Below are 19,345 nucleotides of genomic sequence, written 5' to 3' on the forward strand. Positions count from 1 at the left end.
GCGTTATTCGTCGTCGTCGAAGTTGTAGCTGCCCGGGGCGAGGTTTTCGAAGCGAGTGTACTTGCCGATGAACGCCAGGCGGATAAAGCCGATGGGGCCGTTCCGCTGTTTGCCGATGATGATTTCGGCAATGCCTTTGTGCTCGGTCTCGGGGTGATACACCTCGTCGCGATACACAAACATGATGACGTCGGCGTCCTGCTCGATCGCTCCGGATTCCCGCAAGTCGGAGTTCACCGGACGCTTGTTGGGACGCTGTTCCAGGGAGCGGTTGAGCTGGGACAACGCCACCACCGGGCAGTTGAATTCCTTGGCCAGGGCCTTGAGGGACCGGGAAATCTCGGAAATCTCGTTGGTGCGGTTGTCGCCGCTGGAGCCGGGAATCTGCATCAATTGCAGGTAGTCGATCATGATCAGCGCGATGTCGCCGTGCTCACGCACCAGGCGGCGGGTACGTGCGCGCATCTCCGACGGGCTGATGCCCGCGGTGTCATCGATGAACAACTTGCGATCGTTGAGCAGGTTGACCGCCGAGGTCAGGCGCGGCCAGTCGTCGTCTTCCAGGCGACCGGCACGGACCTTGGTCTGGTCGATACGGCCCAGGGACGAGAGCATCCGCATGATCAGCGATTCACCTGGCATCTCCAGGGAGTAAACCAATACGGTCTTGTCGCTGCGCAACACGGCGTTTTCCACCAGGTTCATCGCAAAGGTGGTTTTACCCATGGATGGACGGCCGGCGACGATGATCAGGTCGGCCGGTTGCAGGCCGCTGGTCTTCTCGTCGAGGTCGGTGTAGCCGGTGGAAATACCGGTGATGGCGTTGTCGGTGTTGAACAGCGTGTCGATACGGTCGATGGCCTTGGTCAACAGCTCGTTGACGCCCACCGGGCCGCCAGTCTTCGGGCGTGCTTCGGCGATCTGGAAGATCTGGCGTTCGGCTTCGTCGAGGATCTCGGCGGCGGTGCGGCCTTCGGGGTTGAAGGCGCTGTCGGCGATTTCGGTGCTGATGCCGATCAACTGGCGCAGGGTGGCGCGCTCGCGGACGATCTGCGCATACGCCTTGATGTTGGCGACGGACGGCGTATTTTTTGCCAGCTCACCGAGGTAGCCCAGACCGCCGACTTGGGAGGTCTGGCCTTCCTTGTCCAGCTGTTCGGCCAGGGTCACCACGTCGATCGGCGAGTTCTGGTCGGCCAGCTTGGCGATGGCACGGAAGATCAGGCGGTGGTCATGGCGATAGAAATCACCGTCCGAGACTTGATCCAGCACGCGCTCCCAGGCGTTGTTGTCCAGCATCAAGCCACCGAGCACGGCCTGTTCGGCCTCGATGGAATGCGGCGGCACCTTCAGGGCAGCGGTTTGCAGATCGTATTGCTCAGGAGCTGAAATATCGTTCATGGCCACTTGGAATTTGGGGTGTGTAGAAAAACAAAAGGCACGACCTGTAAACAGGATCGTGCCCGATGTTAACCGGCTGACACCGTAGGTGCCAGTCAGTTAGGTGCGACTTAAGCTGCTACCACGACAACGCGTACGGTGGCTTCAACTTCGGCGTGCAGGTGCACGGCTACGTCGAATTCGCCTACGTTGCGGATGGTGCCGTTCGGCAGACGAACTTCGCTCTTCTGCACTTCAACGCCGGAGGCGGTCAGTGCATCAGCGATGTCGTGGGTGCCGATCGAACCGAACAGCTTGCCTTCGTCACCGGCGGTGGCAGTGATAGTCACTTCCAGCTCAGCCAGTTGGGCAGCGCGAGTTTCGGCCGAAGCTTTCTTGTCTGCTGCTGCTTTTTCCAGCTCAGCACGACGCTCTTCAAACGCAGCCAGGTTGGCAGCGGTTGCAGCGGTGGCTTTGCCGTATGGCAGCAGGTAGTTACGACCGTAGCCGGCCTTAACGTTCACTTTGTCGCCCAGGTTGCCCAGGTTGGCGACTTTTTCCAGAAGGATCAGTTGCATGTGAAAATCCTCTAACTTTTAACCTTCACCGTTCGCGTTGTCGGCGTCTTTCGGCGCCAGACGACCGCGAAAATCAATCAGGCCGTCGACAATGGCCAAGACCACGAGTAACGGATAGATCAGCTGCATGAACAGCAACAGCGTGACGTACAACCCCACCAGCCAGAATTTGGCCAGGCGCTTTCGCGCAACCAGCCCATGAATCAGGGCCAATCCGGCAAACACCAGCGGTACGCTGCAAATCGGCGCCAACACGGCCATCTGTGGACCGAAATTCGGCCCGACAACCATGCACGCCAGCAGCAACATCGCCGGCCCCGCTGGGATTCTGATACTGCGAAATTCGCGACCAAAACCACCCGGGTTGTACAACAACGCCTGCCAATAGCGCCCAACAATCAGGCTCAGCACGCTGACGACCTGCAACAATGCCGCAATCAGGCCGGTCAGGACCGGGGCAATCAGTGACGCAAACCGCGCTCGCTCATCTACCGACAATTGCTGGTAGAGATCCCCGAGGGCCATCGGCAGGATCTTGACGATCTCTTGCGACAGCGCTTCGATTTGCGGGCGGAAAGCCGCGCCAAGCATCACTGAGTACACCAACCCCAATGCCACGCTGACCAGCAGCGTGCGGACCCAGGACTCACTTGCGCGCAGAACCAACGCAAGGCTCGATGACCCCAGCAGTACCAGAAGTACCCGTGGATCACCCAATTGCACCCACCAGATCAAGGCAGGCAACAATCCCAGGGCAAGAACGCCAAGGGCGTCCTTCAAACCGCGCCGCAGCAGCACAAGGCAACCAGCGGCAGCACCCAACCAATAAAGCAACGGCAATGCCGCACATCCAGCCACTACCAGAGTGGCCTGCACACGACCGCGCATGATGAACTCAGCTAAGGCGCGCATGCATTCAATCCCTTACTACTTGTCGACTGCCCGGTCTCAGCGGCCGTGGCTGTCGGTGTAGGCCAGCAGGGCCAGGAAGCGGGCGCGCTTGATAGCGGTGGCCAGCTGACGCTGATAACGAGCTTTGGTACCGGTGATACGGCTTGGAACGATTTTGCCGGTCTCGGATACGTAGGCTTTCAGAGTGTTGAGATCTTTGTAATCGATCTCCTTCACTTCTTCAGCGGTGAAGCGGCAGAATTTACGACGACGGAAGAAACGTGCCATTTGATAGGCTCCTTAAAAGGTCCGTGGATTACTCGTCAGCGTTGTCGCTGTTGTCGCTGTCATCACTATCAGCGCTTTCAGCGCCTTCGTGCTCAGGACGGTCGCGACGCTCACGGCGCTCACTGCGGTTTTCTTCAGCCTTGAGCATCTCGGATTGGCCGGTAACGGCTTCTTCGCGACGGATGACCAGGTTACGGATCACTGCATCGTTGTAGCGGAAGTTGTCTTCCAGCTCGGCCAGGGCCTTGCCAGTGCACTCAACGTTCAGCATCACGTAGTGAGCCTTGTGAACATTGTTGATTGCGTAGGCCAGTTGACGACGGCCCCAATCTTCCAGACGGTGGATTTTGCCGCCGTCTTCTTCGATCAGCTTGGTGTAACGCTCAACCATGCCGCCGACTTGCTCGCTTTGATCCGGGTGGACCAAAAAGATGATTTCGTAATGACGCATGAATGCTCCTTACGGGTTGTAGCCTGCCGCTCAAAAACGGTCAGACAAGGAGTGAATGACACTTATGGATCTTGCCGAAGGGGGACACATCGGTGCCCGCCAGGAAGGCAAGGGGCGCAATTGTAGAGAAGGGGGATCAAGGGTGCAAGGTGATTGGTGATTATTTGAACAATCACTCTCCCATGCTAAACACAAAACCAATGTGGGAGCGGGCTTGCTCGCGAAAGCGGTGTATCAGTCACCAAAAATGTTGACTGAAGTACCGTATTCGCGAGCAAGCCCGCTCCCACATTTTGACTTGCGCCAGACCCGATTACTTCTTCGGCTTGGCCTTGGCCTTGGCGCCGCGCTGGCGCTGGGCCTCGAACAGGCACACCCCGGTCGCAACCGAGACGTTCAAGCTGCTGACGCTACCGGCCATCGGCAGGTGCACCAGATAATCGCAGTGCTCACGGGTCAGGCGACGCATGCCCTTGCCTTCGGCGCCCATGATCAGGATGGTCGGGCCGGTGAGGTCCTGGTCATAAATGCTGACCTCCGCCTCCCCTGCCGTGCCCACGACCCACAAGCCGCGCTGCTGGAGTTTCTCCAGAGTGCGCGCCAGGTTGGTCACGGCCACCAGCGGAATCACTTCCGCTGCACCGCAGGCAACCTTGCGCACAACCGGCGTCAGGGTGGCCGACTTGTCTTTGGGCACGATCACCGCGAGTGCGCCGGCAGCATCTGCCGAACGCAGGCAGGCGCCGAGGTTGTGCGGGTCGGTCACGCCGTCCAGCACCAGCAACAGCGGCGCACCTTCGGTACGGTCGAGCAGCTCGTCGAGCATCGCCTCGCCCCAGACCTGGCTCGGGCTTACGTCTGCAACCACGCCCTGGTGAACGCCTTCGACCCACACGTCCATTTCACGACGCTCGGCTTGACCGATGGCAACCTTGTTTTGGTTCGCCAGCTCAACCAGCGCCTGAACGCGCGGCTCGCTGCGACCTTCTGCCAACCACACTTGCTTGACGCGCTTCGGGTGGTGACGCAGCAGTGCTTCCACGGCGTGTACGCCGTAGATTTTTTCCAGACTCATGACTTGGCCTTAGGTTTGCGCGACCCGCTGCTTTTGGCAGGGGCCGAGCCCGCTTTCGGCGGGCCTTTACGGTGTTTACTCGGCTTGCTCGACGGTTTTTCCGCCCCGTGGGACTTTCCCCCAGACGCCGCTTTACCACCGCTTTTGGCTTCGTTGAGCAACTGCTGCTTCAACTCACGACTCTTGCGCAGCTCGGCATTTTTCGCCGCGGCGTCGCTTGGGCGGTAAGCCTCGGGGGCTTTTTCCTTGGCCGCAGAGCGACGACCAGCCTTGGCCGGCTCAGGCTCAGGCGCTGCTTTGGCAGGGGCACCCTTGCCTTTGCTTGCCGGAGCAGTGGGTGTGCTGCCACGCTTCTTACGGCTACCCGGCGACTCGGCTGGCTTGTCGGACATACCAAAGTCGATCTTGCGCTCGTCGAGATCGACGCGCATGACCTGCACTTCCACGGTGTCGCCCAGACGGAAGCTGCGACCGGTGCGCTCGCCCGCCAGGCGGTGATGCACAGGATCGAAGTGGTAGTAGTCACCCGGCAAGGCGGTAACGTGTACCAGGCCTTCGACGTAGATGTCGGTCAGCTCCACAAACAGGCCAAAGCCGGTGACGGCGGTGATCACACCTGGGAACGACTCGCCTACGCGATCCTTCATGAACTCGCACTTGAGCCAGTTCACCACGTCACGGGTGGCTTCGTCGGCGCGGCGCTCGCTCATGGAGCACTGCTCGCCCAACTGTTCCAGGGCCGCTTCGTCGTACGGATAGATCCGTGCCTTCGGAATGGTCATGGCACCGGCGCGCTTGACGTGCGGGGTGTTCTGCTTGGAATGGATCACGCTGCGGATCGCGCGGTGCGTGAGCAAGTCCGGGTAACGACGGATCGGCGAAGTGAAGTGCGTGTACGCTTCGTAATTCAGGCCGAAGTGGCCCTGGTTATCGGCGCTGTACACCGCCTGGCTCAGGGAGCGCAGCATGACGGTCTGGATCACGTGGTAATCCGGACGATCCTTGATGCTCGCCAGCAGAGCCTGGTAGTCCTTCGGCGTCGGGCCGTCCTTGCCTTTGTGCAGGGACAGGCCGAGCTCGCCGAGGAACGCGCGCAGCTTCTCCAGACGCTCCGGCGGCGGGCCGTCGTGCACGCGATACAGCGCAGGAATTTCGTGCTTCTGCAGGAATTCGGCAGTGGCCACGTTGGCCGCCAGCATGCATTCCTCGATCAGCTTGTGGGCATCGTTACGCGTGGTCGGGGTAATCGCGGCGATCTTGCGTTCGGAACCGAAGACAATCCGGGTTTCCTGGGTTTCAAAATCGATCGCGCCACGGGTATGACGGGCGCCCAGCAACACTTTGTACAGCGAATAAAGCTGCTTGAGGTGCGGCACTACGCCAGCGTATTCAGTACGCAGGGCCTTGGCTTCGCTGGTCTTCGGCGTTTCCAGGATGGTGCTGACCTTGTTGTAGGTCAGACGCGCCTGGGAGTGGATGACCGCTTCATAGAACTGGTAGTCGGTCATTTCGCCGGTTTTCGAGATAGTCATCTCGCACACCATGGCCAAACGGTCGACTTTCGGGTTCAGGGAGCACAGGCCGTTGGACAGCTGCTCAGGCAGCATCGGAATCACGCGCTCAGGGAAATACACCGAGTTGCCGCGCACCTGGGCTTCGTTGTCCAGGGCCGAACCGATCTTCACATAGCTGGACACGTCGGCAATCGCGACGAACAACTTCCAGCCGCCGGAAAACAGACGCAGCTTGCCCGGCTTGGCTTCGCAGTAGACCGCATCGTCGAAGTCGCGGGCATCTTCGCCGTCGATGGTGACGAACGGCAGATGGCGCAGGTCGATGCGTTTTTCTTTGTCTTTTTCTTCCACTTCCGGCTTGAGCTTGGCGGCTTCTTTCAGCACAGCCTCAGGCCAGACGTGAGGAATATCGTAGGTGCGCAGCGCAACGTCGATTTCCATGCCCGGCGCCATGTAGTTGCCGACCACTTCAACAATATCGCCCTGTGGCTGGAACCGTGCGGTTGGCCAGTGGGTGATCTTCACCTCGACGAACTGACCGACCTTGGCGGCGCCATTGCGACCCGGGGTGATCAGCACTTCCTGCTGGACCTTCGGGTTATCCGGCACGACAAAGCCGATGCCGCCTTCTTCGAAGTAACGGCCAACGATGGACTCGTGGGCACGGGACACCACTTCGACGATCACGCCTTCACGGCGACCACGACGATCGAGGCCAGACACGCGCGCCAGCGCACGGTCGCCATCGAACACCAGACGCATTTGCGCCGGGCTCATGAACAGGTCGTCGCTGCCGTCGTCCGGGATCAGGAAGCCGAAGCCGTCACGGTGGCCGGCGATGCGGCCCAGGATCAGGTCAAGCTTATCCACAGGTGCATAAGTGCCACGGCGGGTGTAGATCAGTTGTGCGTCGCGCTCCATGGCACGCAAGCGGCGGCGCAGGGCTTCGAGCTGGTCTTCGGTGGTCAGACCGAATTCTTCAACCAACTGCTCGCGGCTAGCAGGCGAACCCCGATCGGCGAGATGCGCCAGGATCAGTTCGCGGCTAGGAATAGGGTTTTCATATTTTTCCGCTTCACGAGCGGCCTCGGGATCGAGGGACTGCCAATCGGCCATTAGAGAGTTTTCACCTTGTCTATATGCGGGTTAGTTTGGCATACGCGTATTGAAACGGGAAATTTCAGGCATCAACAAGCGTTTAAAAGCCTTTTGATGCCCTTTCCAGGCACCTTGCACGACCACTGGAGAAATATTCCAGGTTTTTTTCATGGCAGGGGTTTACAGCTCAAAAGCCCCTCCGTATAGTGCGCGCCATCGACGACGGCAACGTTGCTTGATAATGCCCAGGTGGTGAAATTGGTAGACACGCCAGCTTCAGGTGCTGGTGACCTTACGGTCGTGGAAGTTCGAGTCTTCTCCTGGGCACCAAATTCAGATCAAACCCGCGAAAGCGGGTTTTTTCGTTTCAGGCCTTTGATTTTTAACGCAAATCCCGATTTATTTTTTTGAATCAGGGGTTTACAGATCTAAAAGCCCGCCGTATAGTTCGCCCCATCAACAGCGGCAACGTTGCTTGATAATGCCCAGGTGGTGAAATTGGTAGACACGCCAGCTTCAGGTGCTGGTGATCGCAAGGTCGTGGAAGTTCGAGTCTTCTCCTGGGCACCAAATTCAGATCAAACCCGCGAAAGCGGGTTTTTTCGTTTCCGGGGTTTGAAAACCCCAGCTTGAAAAGTTGCATACCGATTCCCCCCTCGCCCGCACTTGAGAAGTTTTATCGTTTATCCTTGCAATGATTTGTTGCACTCAAGCGAGGAAACCTCCGGATGATGATCCGCGATACCCGTCTCAAGACATCCCTTCTGCGTGGCCTGACCATCACTCTGCTCGGCCTGACCCTGCTCTCGCCCGCCGCTTATTCTGCCGACAAGGTCTCCCTGACCCTGTACAACGGTCAGCACAAGGAAGTCGGCGATGAACTCGCCAAGGCCTTCGAAGCCAAGACCGGCATTCACGTCAACGTGCGCAAAGGCAGCAGCAACCAGCTGGCCAGCCAGGTCGTCGAAGAAGGCGCGCGCTCCCCGGCCGATGTGATCTACACCGAAGAGTCGCCGCCGCTGAACAAACTCGGCGAGCAAGGCATGCTGGCCAAGATCGACGCCGCCACCCTCGATGTCTTGCCCAAGGACTATGTCGGCGCCAATGGCGACTGGATGGGCGTGACCGCGCGCACCCGCGTCGTGGCCTTCAACCCGAAACTGATCGCCGAAAAAGACCTGCCCAAGTCGGTGCTGGATTTCGCCGGCCCCGAGTGGCAAGGCAAGGTCGGCTTCGTGCCCACCAGCGGCGCGTTCCAGGAACAGGCCGTGGCGATCATCAAGCTGCACGGACGTGACGCCGCCGAAGAATGGCTGACCGGCCTGCGCGCATTCGGCAAGGTCTACAGCAACAACATGGTCGCCCTCAAAGCCGTGGAGAATGGCGAAGTGGCCACCGTGCTGGTGAACAACTACTACTGGTTTGCCCTGAAAAAGGAAAAAACCAACCTGGATTCTCAACTGCATTACTTCACTGATGGCGACGTTGGCGGGCTGATCACCGTGTCGTCCGCTGCCGCGCTGAAATCCAGCAAGCATCCCAAGGAAGCCCAGCAACTGCTGGCGTTCATGGCCAGTGAAGAAGGCCAGCGCGTGATCACCAACACCTCGGCCGAATACCCGCTGCGCAAGGGCATGGAATCCAGCCGCGGCCTCAAGCCTTTCAGCGAGTTGCAACCGCCGAAAGTCACCCCCGCCGACCTGGGCAACGCCGAAGAAGCCCTGGACCTGGAACGTGACGTTGGCTTGAACTGATGAACCCATCGCTCTGCGCCCCCGCCCTACGCGGGGGGTTAAGCCCGCGGCGCAAGCGGCCGTCGATCTGGCTGCTGTTGCCCGTGCTGTTTCTGGTGGGCTTGAGCCTGCTGCCGCTGGTGTATGTCGGGCTCAAGGCCTGGCAGGCGGGCTGGGCCGAGGCCGTACACCTGCTGTGGCGCCCGTATGTATTCGGCCTGCTGCGCAACACCCTCGCGCTGATGGTCGGCGTGACGGTGACGTGCGCCGTGGTCGGGCTGTCCCTGGCGTGGCTGCTGGAACGCAGCAACCTGAGCGGTCGGCGTATCTGGGGCGTGATCCTGTGCCTGCCGTTTGCGGTGCCGGCGTTCGTCAGCAGCTTTACCTGGGTGTCGCTGAGTGCCAACTTCGAAGGCCTCGGCGGCGCGATCCTGGTGATGAGCCTGTCGAAATACCCGCTGGTCTTCCTGCCGGTGGCGGCGACCCTGCGAAACCTCGACCCGTCCCTGGAAGAGTCCGCACGCACCCTGGGGCTGAACCGTTGGGGCGTGTTCTGGCGCGTCACCCTGCCCTTGCTGTGGCCGTCGCTGCTGGCCGGGGCGTTGTTGATCGCGCTGCATATGCTGGTGGAATTCGGCGCGTTGTCGATCATCGGCCTGCAAACATTCACCACAGCGATCTACCAGCAGTTCGAACTGGAATTCAGTAACGCCAACGCCGCGATGCTCTCGGCGGTATTGCTGGTGATGTGCCTGACATTGCTGTGGCTGGAGCTGCGTGTACGCGGCAAGGGCCGACACGTGCGCATCGGCCAGGGCGCGGCGCGACATGCCGGGCAGGTGCGATTGGGCAAGTGGGCACCGCTGGGGCAACTCTATTGCCTGGCACTGGCGATCATCGGCAGCGGCATTCCGTTGGGCATGCTTGGTTACTGGCTAGCGGTAGGTTCATCGGCAGCGTTTCCGGTGGCCGCGATCAGTGAGGCGCTGCTGTCCTCGCTGGCGCTGTCCCTCGGCGGCGCAGCGTTGTGCCTGGTGCTGGCGGTGCCGGTAGGCTTGCTGGTGGTGCGTTATAAAGGCCAGTTGGCGATCTGGGCCGAGCGCTTGCCCTACCTGCTGCACGCCCTGCCCGGCCTGGTGATTGCGTTGACGCTGGTGTATTTCGCACTGCATTACGTGCCGGCGCTGTATCAGACGTCGGCGCTGTTGCTGATTGCGTATGCGTTGCTGTTTTTGCCTTTGGCTCAAGCACCGATCCGTACGGCGTTGAACAAGGCCGCTCCGCAATTGGAAGAGGCTGCACGCACCTTGGGCGCGTCGTCGTTCAGCGCGTTTTGCCGGGTGACCTTGCCGATCATCTTTCCTGCATTGGGTGCGGCGTTCGCACTGGTATTTCTGGATGCCATGAAGGAATTGACGGCGACCTTGCTGCTCAGCCCGACCGGGTTGAATACCCTGGCGACGGCGGTGTGGGCGCACACTTCGAATGTGGAATTTGCAGCGGCGGCGCCGTATGCGGCGCTGCTGATTCTGGTGTCGGGGTTGCCGGTTTATCTGCTGACGACTCGGATGTATCTGAGCCGCTGATACCGCTATCGCAGGCAAGCCAGCCTCCCACATTTGACGGTATTCACAAATCAAAATGTGGGAGCTGGCTTGCCTGCGATGAGGCCGGAGCTGACGACCTTCAAGCCCGAAACTGCCCCAGGCTGGCCTTCAACTGCGCCGCCAACCCATCCAGCACCTTGCCACTGGCGGTCGTCTCCACCACCGCCTGCGCCGCCCGCTCGGCCTGGGCATGGATCACCTCGACCCGCCCACGCACCGCCTGCGCGCCTTGCGCCTGATGCTCCGCCGCACGCGTCGCCAAACCAATAGCCGCATGCACTTGCTCCACCGAAGCCTGTACGGTCTGCTGCAAGCGCACGCTGTCGCGCAGCACCAGCAAGCCTTCATTGGCCTGACGCCCGGCCTTGCCGATGGTTTCCACCGCTTCACGCGCGCCCTGCTGCAACGCGACGATATGCGCCTGAATGTCGCCGGTAGAGCTCTGGGTCTTGCTGGCCAATGCCCGCACTTCGTCCGCCACCACCGCAAAGCCGCGCCCGGTTTCGCCGGCACGTGCCGCCTCGATGGCGGCGTTGAGCGCCAACAGGTTGGTTTGCTCGGCAATGCCATGGATCACCGTCAACACCACCTCAATCTGCTCACTCTGCTGGGCCAGGCGCTCGATCACCTTGGAACCGGCCTGCACCTGCCCCGCCAGCGCTTCGATCAGGCTGCCGACTTCCGTCGAGGTGCGTGAGTTTTCATCCGTGGCCTGGCGAATGTCCACCACCTGCTGCAAGGCGGCCTGCATGGCATGGCTTTCGGCCTGGGCCTCGTCAGCCATTTGTGACAGCGCCCGCAGGCTCTCGGCCACCTCATCGCGTTGCAAACCGGCAGCGGCGTCGGCGCCAGCGTTGCGCAGGGTCATCGCGCCGATTTCCACGCCGGTGCGTTGGGCCACATCGCCGGCTTCACGCACGATGGGTTGCAACTTATCCACAAAGCGATTGACCGCCGAAGCCATGTCGCCGATTTCATCCTTGCTGCTGATTTGCACACGTTTGGTGAGGTCGCCCTCGCCCGCGGCCAGGTCATCCATTGCGGCAATCAACAGCTTCAGGCGATTGACCACACGGCGCCCGAGCACGATGGCGATCAGCAGCAGGACACCCAGACCGACCAGCGCGAGCCCCATGCCGATGCGCCAGCGCAGCGTGCCGGCGGCCGCCTGTACGGCGCTGGTGGTGTTGGCGGTCATCTGGGTGGCGGTGGCTTGTGCCGATTGCAGGCGTGCGCCCATGGCGGCAGCGCTGTCAGCGGCGGCGCCTTTGAGGCTGTCACCAACCAGTTGATCACCGCTGGCAATCAAGGTGGCGAAACGCTTGTCCAGGGCTTGCAGGTCGGCCTCGACCGAAGCCGTCGAAACGCCCATCAGAACCTTGCCGATTTCCACGCCGTTGGGGCTTATGGAGGCCTCGACGTAGTACACCGACGGATCGTTCTTCGCCGCATTCAACACTTTGTCGAGTGCACGGTCACCCTGGCCTTTTTCCAGCAACGCCTTGTTGATCGGGTTTTCCCGGTTCAAGTAGCGCGTCAGGTGCTCACCCGCCGCGTCGTCGTAGACCACGAACAGCACGTTGGGATTGCGCTGGGCGCGCCGGGCGAACTCGGACAAGGTCGGCACATCGCTGTCCCACATGGCGCGTGGCGCCACCGAAGCCAGTAGTTGCGCCATGTCGTTGGCGGAGTCTTTCAGGTCTTTTTCCAGGGTCGCACGCAGTTGCTTCTGTTCTTCCTGCAAGCGCGTCGAAAGTCCGGCGGTCAGACGCTGACGGGTACTGGTCGACAAGCTGTCGAGGCTGGACGTGACTTCCTTGCCGGCTTGCGCCAACTCGCCAGACAGTTTCTGGCTGTCGATCCCCAGGCGATTACCCAAATCCGCTTCCAATGCAGTCACCGTGCTCCGCGTCAGAGCGACGGCCACCAGCACTTGCACCAAAAGGGCGATACCTAGGGTAACGAACACGGGCCGCAACAGACGACTTTGTAACAATGAGAGAACGGCAGACATCGGGAATCCCTCCACCACGGGTGCCATTAAATTGATAGCACCGCGAAAGAAGGATTCAAAGCAAGGGTCGTGCCGCTTGGTCGCCAGAAACGACAAAGGGCTCCCGAAGGAGCCCTTTGCTTTTTACATCAACAGCTTATTAAGCGAACGGGTGACGCAGAACGATGGTTTCGTTGCGGTCCGGCCCCGTCGAAATAATGTCGATCGGTGCGCCGATCAGCGCTTCAACGCGCTTGATGTAGGCACGGGCGTTGGCCGGCAGTTCTTCCAGGGTTTTGGCGCCCACGGTCGATTCGGTCCAGCCCGGCACTTCTTCGTACACAGGCAGCAGGCCCACGTAGCTGTCAGCGTCGGTCGGGGCAACATCATTACCGTTTGCGTCTTTGTAGCCGACGCAAATGTTGATGGTTTCCAGGCCGTCGAGTACGTCCAGCTTGGTCAGGCAGATGCCCGAGATGCTGTTCACATCGATAGCGCGACGCAGGATAACGGCGTCGAACCAGCCGCAACGACGGGCACGGCCGGTGGTGGCACCGAACTCGTGGCCTTGCTTGGCCAGGTGAGCGCCGACTTCGTCGAACAGCTCAGTCGGGAACGGACCCGAACCTACACGGGTGGTGTAGGCCTTGGTGATGCCCAGGATGTAGTCCAGGAACATCGGGCCAACACCGGAACCGGTCGCAACGCCACCAGCGGTGGTGTTGGAGCTGGTCACGTACGGGTAGGTGCCGTGGTCGATGTCCAGCAGGGAGCCTTGGGCGCCTTCGAACATGATGTCTTTGCCGGCGCGACGCAGGTCGTGCAGCTCGGCGGTCACGTCCAGCATCAGCGGCTTGAGCAGCTCAGCGTATTCCTTGCACTCAGCCAGGGTCTTGTCGAATTCGATAGCCGGTTCTTTGTAGTAACCGACCAGCATGAAGTTGTGGTAATCCACCAGTTCACGCAGTTTGTCTTCGAAACGCGGCATGTTGAGCAGGTCGCCCACACGCAGGCCACGACGTGCGACCTTGTCTTCGTAGGCCGGGCCGATGCCGCGACCGGTCGTACCGATCTTCAGCTCGCCACGCGCCTTTTCACGGGCCTGGTCCAGCGCGACGTGGAAGGACAGGATCAGCGGGCAGGACGGGCTGATACGCAGGCGCTCGCGCACTGGTACGCCTTTCTCTTCCAACTTGATGATCTCGCGCAGCAGGGCGTCAGGTGCAACCACCACGCCGTTGCCGATCAGGCACTGCACGCCTTCGCGCAGCACGCCCGACGGGATCAGGTGCAAGACGGTTTTTTCGCCATCGATGACCAGGGTGTGGCCAGCGTTGTGGCCACCTTGGTAGCGCACTACGGCGGCAGCATGTTCGGTCAGCAGATCAACGATCTTGCCTTTGCCCTCATCACCCCATTGGGTGCCCAGGACTACGACATTCTTACCCATAACACTTGTCCTCATTCGCGCAAACTTGGTGCCGGCGATGGCCGGCAGGAAAACTCAAGAAGCCAGTGGCGATACTTGCCAAAGCCCGTTCTGCTGAATCAATTGCCGGTCGCAGTCCGCTTCACGGGCGGCGGCCAATGGCTGCCCAGGCAAAGCCTGGACGACACGCTGACCCTCACTGCGCAACTGGCAAACCTGCTGCCAGAGTGCCGCGTCCGTACTGTCGGGCATCCAGATGCCACCAGACGGCAGCTCGACCTCAGCACGCCCCAGGGTCACCAGGGTTTTCAAATCGGTAGAGAAGCCGGTCGCCGGACGGGCACGACCGAAGTCGGCGCCGATGTCGTCATAGCGACCGCCTTGGGCGATGGCCTGGCCAACACCCGGTACAAACACCGCGAACACCACACCAGTGTGGTAGTGGTAACCGCGCAATTCACCCAGGTCAAAGTACAGCGGTAACTGCGGGAAGCGCGCCGACAGTTGCTCGGCGATAGCCAGCACATCGTCCAGTGCAGCCAGTACCGGCGCCGGCGCCTTGGCCAGACGTTCGCGCGCAGCCACCAGCACTTCACGACCACCGCACAGGTTGACCAGTGCACGCAGCATCTCGGCCAACTGCGCAGGCACGCCTTCGGTCAAGGCAATCACTTCATCGATCGCCTTGCGTTGCAGGGCGTCGAACAGCTGTTGCTCCACTTCACCGGACAAACCGGCCGCACGGGCCAGGCCGCGGTAGATACCGACGTGGCCCAGGTCCATGTGGACATCAGGTACGTCAGCCAGTTGCAGCATGGCCAGCATCAAGCTGATCACTTCAACGTCGCTGCTCGGGCTGGCATCGCCATACAACTCGGCGCCCAGCTGGATCGGGCTACGGGAAGACGACAAGGCACGTGGCTGCGCATGCAGCACACTGCCGGCGTAGCACAGGCGGCTCGGGCCTTCGCGACGCAGGGTGTGCGCGTCAATGCGCGCCACTTGCGGCGTGATGTCGGCACGGAAGCCCATTTGCCGGCCCGATTGCGGGTCGATGACCTTGAAGGTGCGCAGATCCAGGTCCTGGCCCGCGCCGGTCAGCAGGGATTCCAGGTACTCGATATGGGGGGTCACGACAAACTCGTAACCCCAGCTCTGGAACAGATCCAACACCTGGCGACGCGCTACTTCAATGCGCGCAGCTTCCGGTGGCAGTACTTCTTCGATGCCATCTGGCAGCAGCCAGCGGTCTACCGTTGCCATTACGCCATTCCCCTTTGATCCGGGCGGCCAGCCCTAGGCCGAGCCTTGAGTGAAGCAGAAAATGCCCGCCGCCTGCATAAACCACGCGCAAGAGCGACGTGACGAATGGCCTGCAATCGGCCTCGTCGGGCACTTTCCTCGAAAAACCTGTCACGCCTGCCGAATCAAACATGCAGACGCAAAAAAGCCGGGAATTTCCCGGCTGCCGCATCATACACCCGTTTTCTGAAAGGATCACCCCGCCAGGCGTTTTAGCCGCCCGACGGAGTGCGTCCTACACAGTGACGAGCTGATTACTTGGCTTTTTCCAGGTAGCGGAAGAAATCGCTACTTGGGTCCAGCACCATGACGTCGGTTTTGTTCGCGAAGCTTTCACGGTAGGCGCGCAGGCTACGGTAGAACGCGTAGAACTCCTGGTCCTGGCCGTAGGCCTTGGCGTAGATCGCTGCGGCTTGAGCATCACCATCACCACGGGCCACTTCGGACTCGCGATAGGCTTCTGCCAGCAGTACACGGCGCTGACGGTCGGCATCCGCACGGATACCTTCAGCCAACTCGTTACCCTTGGCGCGGTGCTCACGAGCCTCACGCTCACGCTCGGTGCTCATACGCTCGAACACGCTGCGGTTCACTTCCTTCGGCAGGTCAATGGCCTTGACCCGGACATCAACCACTTCAATGCCCAGCTCTTTTTCCGCCATCGCGTTCAACGAACGCGTGATGTCAGCCATCAGCGCGTCACGTTCACCGGACACCACCTCGTGCAGCGTGCGTTTACCGAACTGGTCACGCAGGCCCGACTCAAGACGACGCGACAAACGATCGTCGGCGAGTTGCTTGATACCAGAAGTTGCCGTGTAGAAACGCTCGGCATCCTTGACGCGCCACTTGGCGTAGGCGTCAACCATCACGGCTTTCTTTTCCAGGGTCAGGAAGCGCTGCGTCGGTGCATCCAGGGTCATCAGGCGAGCATCGAACTTGCGCACCTGGTTGACGAAGGGGACTTTCACATGCAGGCCTGGCTGGACATCCGCCTGGACCACGCGACCGAATTGCAGCATCACCGCGCGCTCGGTCTGAGACACGATGTAGAAGCAGTTCCAGGCCGCGATGACCACGACGACGCCCACAATCAGGGCGGTCAGCGATTTATTGCTCATCAACGACTCTCCCTGCTACGTGTTTGCTGTTGCAGCAAGTCAGCGGCCGCACGGGCGCTCGCTTCATTGGCAGCGGCTGTCGAACCTGTGGCCGGTGCGCTGGTGCTGCTACGACCACCTTCGATCATCTTGTCCAGAGGCAGGTACAACAGGTTGTTCTGCCCACCTTTGTTGCCGGTCACGAGAACCTTGCTGGTGTTGCTGAAGACTTCCTGCATGGTGTCCAGGTACAGACGCTCGCGGGTGACTTCCGGAGCCTTGCGGTACTCGGCGACCAGCTTGGTAAAGCGATCCGCCTCACCCTTGGCGCGGGAGACCACTTCGTCACGGTAACCGTTGGCATCCTCAAGGATACGCTGGGCCTGACCACGGGCTTCCGGCACGACGCCGTTGGCGTAGGTTTCAGCCTGGTTGCGCGAACGCTGCTCGTCTTCACGGGCGCGGATCACGTCATCGAAGGCTTCCTGAACTTCACGCGGTGCGGCTGCGCTCTGTACGTTCACCTGGGTCACGGTGATACCGGTGCGATAGGTATCGAGGAACCGCTGCAGGCGCTCCTTGATCTCGCTGGCCATCAGTTCACGGCCTTCGGTCAGTACCTGGTCCATGGCGGTGGAACCCACCACGTGGCGCAGGGCACTTTCGGTCGCGTGTTGCAGGCTGATTTCCGGCTGGTCGACGTTCAGCACGAAGTCCTGCAGGTTGCTGATCTTGTACTGCACGGTCAGCGGCACTTCGACGATGTTCTCGTCTTCGGTCAGCATCTGGCCCTGCTTGGTGTAGGCACGCTCACGCGTGACGTTTTCCATGTACTTCTTGTCGATCGGCGGGAAGTAGATGTTCAGGCCCGGGCCGACAGTCTCGTAGTACTTGCCGAAGCGCAGCACCACGGCCTGCTCCTGCTCGTCCACGACGTAGACAGCGCTGTACAGCCAGACGGCTGCCAGCACGACAAGGCCCAGGCCCAGCAGGCCGTAGCCGCCGCCCTTGCTTGTGCGACCACTGTCGTCACCACCACGTTTTTTTCCACCACCGAACAACCCATTCAGGCTTTCCTGCAGCTTTCGGAAGGCCTCGTCGAGATCTGGTGGCCCCTTGCGGTCGCCATTATTGCGGCGTTTACCACCCCAAGGATCCTGATTATTCGAGTTGCCACCCGGCTCATTCCAAGCCATAGCGCTCTCCATCTGATAAAGCAAAGGCGCACCCACGGCGCGCCGACCAATGCTACAGAATGCCTGCTACTGCGGCACAACCGCTTTCGGAGGCTTTTATTGCAAAGTGTGTTGTTCGATGAACTCTGTCGGTACTACGCCTTCACGACTGACCAGCCGATTAAGCTCCGTGCGCGGCAATCGAACAGCCAGCAAGCTGACACCTTCTTCGTCGTATTCTTCTTTCTGTACTGCGCCCAACTCGAAAAACTGTGCACGCAGTCGAGCAAAACGCTGGGGCAAGCGCAAGGTGCCGACGAACAAATCGCTGCCGAGCAATTCGGCAATGGCTTGTTCAAGCAGCTCCAGGCCACTGCCGTCGCGCGCCGACAGCCATACCCGCTGGGGCTTGCCGTTCTCATCGCGCTGGATCTGTGGCTCAACGCCTTCAAGCAAATCGAGTTTGTTATAGACCTCGAGGATCGGCAAGTCCTGGGCGCCAATCTCGCCCAATACCAGCATCACCTGCTCGATCTGCAACATGCGATCCGGTTCGGCCGCATCGATCACGTGCAACAGCAAATCGGAATTGCTCGACTCTTCGAGCGTAGACCGAAATGCCTCGACCAGCTTGTGGGGCAAGTGACGAATGAAGCCCACGGTGTCCGCCAGGACAATCGGCCCCAGGTCGTCGAGATCCAGACGGCGCAAGGTCGGGTCGAGAGTGGCGAACAGTTGGTCGGCCGCGTACACGTCGGATTTGGTCACGTTGTTGAACAGCGTGGACTTGCCGGCGTTTGTGTAGCCCACCAGGGACACGGTAGGTATGTCCGCACGCGAACGCCCACGGCGCGATTGCTCGCGCTGGCTGCGCACTTTTTCCAGCCGGCCCTTGATCTGGCGCAGGCGCACCCGCAGCAGACGCCGGTCGGTTTCCAGTTGGGTTTCACCCGGGCCACGCATGCCGATACCGCCACCCTGACGTTCAAGGTGAGTCCAGCCGCGAACCAGCCGCGTGCTCATGTGGTCAAGCTGGGCCAGTTCAACCTGGAGCTTGCCTTCATGGGTACGGGCGCGTTGGGCGAAAATATCGAGAATCAGGCCGGTGCGGTCGATCACGCGACACTCGAAGACACGTTCGAGGTTGCGTTCCTGACTGGGCGTGAGGACGTGATTGAAGATCACCAGATCGGCTTCTTCGGCGTGGACCAGGTCGCGCAGTTCCTCGACCTTGCCGCTGCCAATCAGGAATTTGGCGGTTGGCCGATGACGCGGCACGTTAAAAAACGCAACGGTCTCGGCGCCGGCCGAATTTGCCAACTCCTGAAACTCCTGCGGATCTTCGCGCGCCTCAGGGTCCTGTCCATCCAAGTGAACGAGGATTACCCGCTCACCACCACCGTGGCGCTCAAAGAACAAAGGAGACTCCTATCAGGCGTTACCTGGCTCAGCGTCAGCTGCGTCATCACCGGTCGCGCTAGGCAGACGGATTGGACGAACTGGAACCACTGTAGAGATAGCGTGCTTGTAAACCATCTGGCTGACGGTGTTTTTCAGCAGGATGACGAACTGGTCGAACGATTCGATAGTGCCTTGCAGCTTGATACCGTTCACCAGGTAGATGGAAACCCCCACTTTCTCTTTACGTAAAGTATTCAAGTAAGGGTCTTGTAGCGAATGCCCTTTTGACATGTGCCGCACTCCTTTAAGGATCAATAATAAAAAAATCGG

General features: G+C 60.4%; 16 protein-coding genes and 2 tRNA genes. 4 read left to right on the plus strand and 14 right to left on the minus strand.

What is annotated here, in order from left to right:
- Nucleotides 1–3 precede the first annotated feature (3 nt).
- The 7 genes from dnaB to rnr form a co-directional block, all read right to left on the minus strand.
- Nucleotides 4–1,401, minus strand: a complete 1,398-nt coding sequence (dnaB, locus tag IB241_RS21775; protein ID WP_192300266.1) for a replicative DNA helicase — start codon at nt 1,399–1,401, stop codon at nt 4–6.
- Between the two features lie 110 nt (nt 1,402–1,511).
- Entirely contained in the window at nt 1,512–1,958 is a 447-nt protein-coding gene (rplI, locus tag IB241_RS21780) for a 50S ribosomal protein L9 (protein ID WP_003171376.1), read from the minus strand.
- 18 nt (nt 1,959–1,976) lie between these two features.
- The gene (locus tag IB241_RS21785; protein WP_192300267.1) at nt 1,977–2,870 is read right to left on the minus strand and encodes a hypothetical protein; all 894 of its coding nucleotides are present in this window, start codon (nt 2,868–2,870) and stop codon (nt 1,977–1,979) included.
- 36 nt (nt 2,871–2,906) lie between these two features.
- Nucleotides 2,907–3,137, minus strand: a complete 231-nt coding sequence (rpsR, locus tag IB241_RS21790; RefSeq protein WP_003171373.1) for a 30S ribosomal protein S18 — start codon at nt 3,135–3,137, stop codon at nt 2,907–2,909.
- Between the two features lie 28 nt (nt 3,138–3,165).
- Complete coding sequence (gene rpsF / locus IB241_RS21795; RefSeq protein ID WP_003217491.1) at nt 3,166–3,588, minus strand: 30S ribosomal protein S6; 423 nt, start codon at nt 3,586–3,588, stop codon at nt 3,166–3,168.
- A 313-nt stretch (nt 3,589–3,901) separates the two neighbouring features.
- Nucleotides 3,902–4,663 carry a 23S rRNA (guanosine(2251)-2'-O)-methyltransferase RlmB gene (gene rlmB / locus IB241_RS21800; protein WP_192300268.1) on the minus strand — a complete coding sequence of 254 codons (762 nt, stop codon included), beginning with the start codon at nt 4,661–4,663 and terminating at the stop codon, nt 3,902–3,904.
- Nucleotides 4,660–7,293 carry a ribonuclease R gene (rnr, locus tag IB241_RS21805; RefSeq protein ID WP_192300269.1) on the minus strand — a complete coding sequence of 878 codons (2,634 nt, stop codon included), beginning with the start codon at nt 7,291–7,293 and terminating at the stop codon, nt 4,660–4,662. The genes rlmB and rnr overlap by 4 nt, the downstream gene beginning before the upstream one ends.
- Before the next feature lie 225 nt (nt 7,294–7,518).
- Between rnr and IB241_RS21810 the strand changes: the two genes are divergently transcribed.
- From IB241_RS21810 to IB241_RS21825, 4 genes are all read left to right on the plus strand, one after another.
- Nucleotides 7,519–7,605 (plus strand) — tRNA-Leu (locus IB241_RS21810).
- 153 nt (nt 7,606–7,758) lie between these two features.
- Nucleotides 7,759–7,845, plus strand: a tRNA-Leu gene (locus IB241_RS21815).
- A gap of 158 nt (nt 7,846–8,003) precedes the next feature.
- Entirely contained in the window at nt 8,004–9,029 is a 1,026-nt protein-coding gene (locus IB241_RS21820) for an extracellular solute-binding protein (RefSeq protein WP_192300270.1), read from the plus strand.
- Complete coding sequence (locus IB241_RS21825; protein WP_192300271.1) at nt 9,029–10,594, plus strand: ABC transporter permease; 1,566 nt, start codon at nt 9,029–9,031, stop codon at nt 10,592–10,594. Before IB241_RS21820 ends, IB241_RS21825 begins: the two co-directional genes overlap by 1 nt.
- Before the next feature lie 100 nt (nt 10,595–10,694).
- On the opposite strand, the gene IB241_RS21830 is transcribed toward IB241_RS21825, so the two are convergent.
- The 7 genes from IB241_RS21830 to hfq form a co-directional block, all read right to left on the minus strand.
- Nucleotides 10,695–12,629: a methyl-accepting chemotaxis protein gene (locus IB241_RS21830; RefSeq protein WP_192300272.1), complete on the minus strand. Its 1,935-nt coding sequence runs from the start codon at nt 12,627–12,629 to the stop codon at nt 10,695–10,697.
- 139 nt (nt 12,630–12,768) lie between these two features.
- Nucleotides 12,769–14,058: an adenylosuccinate synthase gene (locus tag IB241_RS21835; RefSeq protein ID WP_192300273.1), complete on the minus strand. Its 1,290-nt coding sequence runs from the start codon at nt 14,056–14,058 to the stop codon at nt 12,769–12,771.
- A 54-nt stretch (nt 14,059–14,112) separates the two neighbouring features.
- Nucleotides 14,113–15,300: an ATP phosphoribosyltransferase regulatory subunit gene (locus IB241_RS21840; RefSeq protein ID WP_192300274.1), complete on the minus strand. Its 1,188-nt coding sequence runs from the start codon at nt 15,298–15,300 to the stop codon at nt 14,113–14,115.
- 293 nt (nt 15,301–15,593) lie between these two features.
- On the minus strand, nt 15,594–16,460 hold the full coding sequence (gene hflC, locus IB241_RS21845; protein WP_192300275.1) for a protease modulator HflC: 867 nt from the start codon (nt 16,458–16,460) through the stop codon (nt 15,594–15,596).
- The gene (hflK, locus tag IB241_RS21850; RefSeq protein ID WP_192300276.1) at nt 16,460–17,635 is read right to left on the minus strand and encodes an FtsH protease activity modulator HflK; all 1,176 of its coding nucleotides are present in this window, start codon (nt 17,633–17,635) and stop codon (nt 16,460–16,462) included. Before hflK ends, hflC begins: the two co-directional genes overlap by 1 nt.
- Nucleotides 17,636–17,731: 96 nt before the next feature.
- Entirely contained in the window at nt 17,732–19,033 is a 1,302-nt protein-coding gene (hflX, locus tag IB241_RS21855) for a ribosome rescue GTPase HflX (protein WP_017734959.1), read from the minus strand.
- A gap of 12 nt (nt 19,034–19,045) precedes the next feature.
- Nucleotides 19,046–19,306 carry an RNA chaperone Hfq gene (gene hfq, locus IB241_RS21860; protein WP_176997135.1) on the minus strand — a complete coding sequence of 87 codons (261 nt, stop codon included), beginning with the start codon at nt 19,304–19,306 and terminating at the stop codon, nt 19,046–19,048.
- Nucleotides 19,307–19,345 lie beyond the last annotated feature (39 nt).

The sequence above is a fragment of the Pseudomonas sp. PDM05 genome (assembly GCF_014851685.1).
In the GTDB taxonomy this organism is placed as follows: domain Bacteria; phylum Pseudomonadota; class Gammaproteobacteria; order Pseudomonadales; family Pseudomonadaceae; genus Aquipseudomonas.

Bases quoted from the DNA above. Each gene is read 5' to 3' on its own strand.
- IB241_RS21785 (WP_192300267.1), bottom strand. From the start codon at position 2,870: ATGCGCGCCTTAGCTGAGTTCATCATGCGCGGTCGTGTGCAGGCCACT.
- IB241_RS21830 (WP_192300272.1), bottom strand. From the start codon at position 12,629: ATGTCTGCCGTTCTCTCATTGTTACAAAGTCGTCTGTTGCGGCCCGTG.
- IB241_RS21820 (WP_192300270.1), top strand. From the start codon at position 8,004: ATGATGATCCGCGATACCCGTCTCAAGACATCCCTTCTGCGTGGCCTG.
- rpsF (WP_003217491.1), bottom strand. From the start codon at position 3,588: ATGCGTCATTACGAAATCATCTTTTTGGTCCACCCGGATCAAAGCGAG.
- IB241_RS21835 (WP_192300273.1), bottom strand. From the start codon at position 14,058: ATGGGTAAGAATGTCGTAGTCCTGGGCACCCAATGGGGTGATGAGGGC.
- hflC (WP_192300275.1), bottom strand. From the start codon at position 16,460: ATGAGCAATAAATCGCTGACCGCCCTGATTGTGGGCGTCGTCGTGGTC.
- dnaB (WP_192300266.1), bottom strand. From the start codon at position 1,401: ATGAACGATATTTCAGCTCCTGAGCAATACGATCTGCAAACCGCTGCC.
- rpsR (WP_003171373.1), bottom strand. From the start codon at position 3,137: ATGGCACGTTTCTTCCGTCGTCGTAAATTCTGCCGCTTCACCGCTGAA.
- hfq (WP_176997135.1), bottom strand. From the start codon at position 19,306: ATGTCAAAAGGGCATTCGCTACAAGACCCTTACTTGAATACTTTACGT.
- rnr (WP_192300269.1), bottom strand. From the start codon at position 7,293: ATGGCCGATTGGCAGTCCCTCGATCCCGAGGCCGCTCGTGAAGCGGAA.
- rplI (WP_003171376.1), bottom strand. From the start codon at position 1,958: ATGCAACTGATCCTTCTGGAAAAAGTCGCCAACCTGGGCAACCTGGGC.
- IB241_RS21840 (WP_192300274.1), bottom strand. From the start codon at position 15,300: ATGGCAACGGTAGACCGCTGGCTGCTGCCAGATGGCATCGAAGAAGTA.
- rlmB (WP_192300268.1), bottom strand. From the start codon at position 4,663: ATGAGTCTGGAAAAAATCTACGGCGTACACGCCGTGGAAGCACTGCTG.
- hflK (WP_192300276.1), bottom strand. From the start codon at position 17,635: ATGGCTTGGAATGAGCCGGGTGGCAACTCGAATAATCAGGATCCTTGG.
- IB241_RS21825 (WP_192300271.1), top strand. From the start codon at position 9,029: ATGAACCCATCGCTCTGCGCCCCCGCCCTACGCGGGGGGTTAAGCCCG.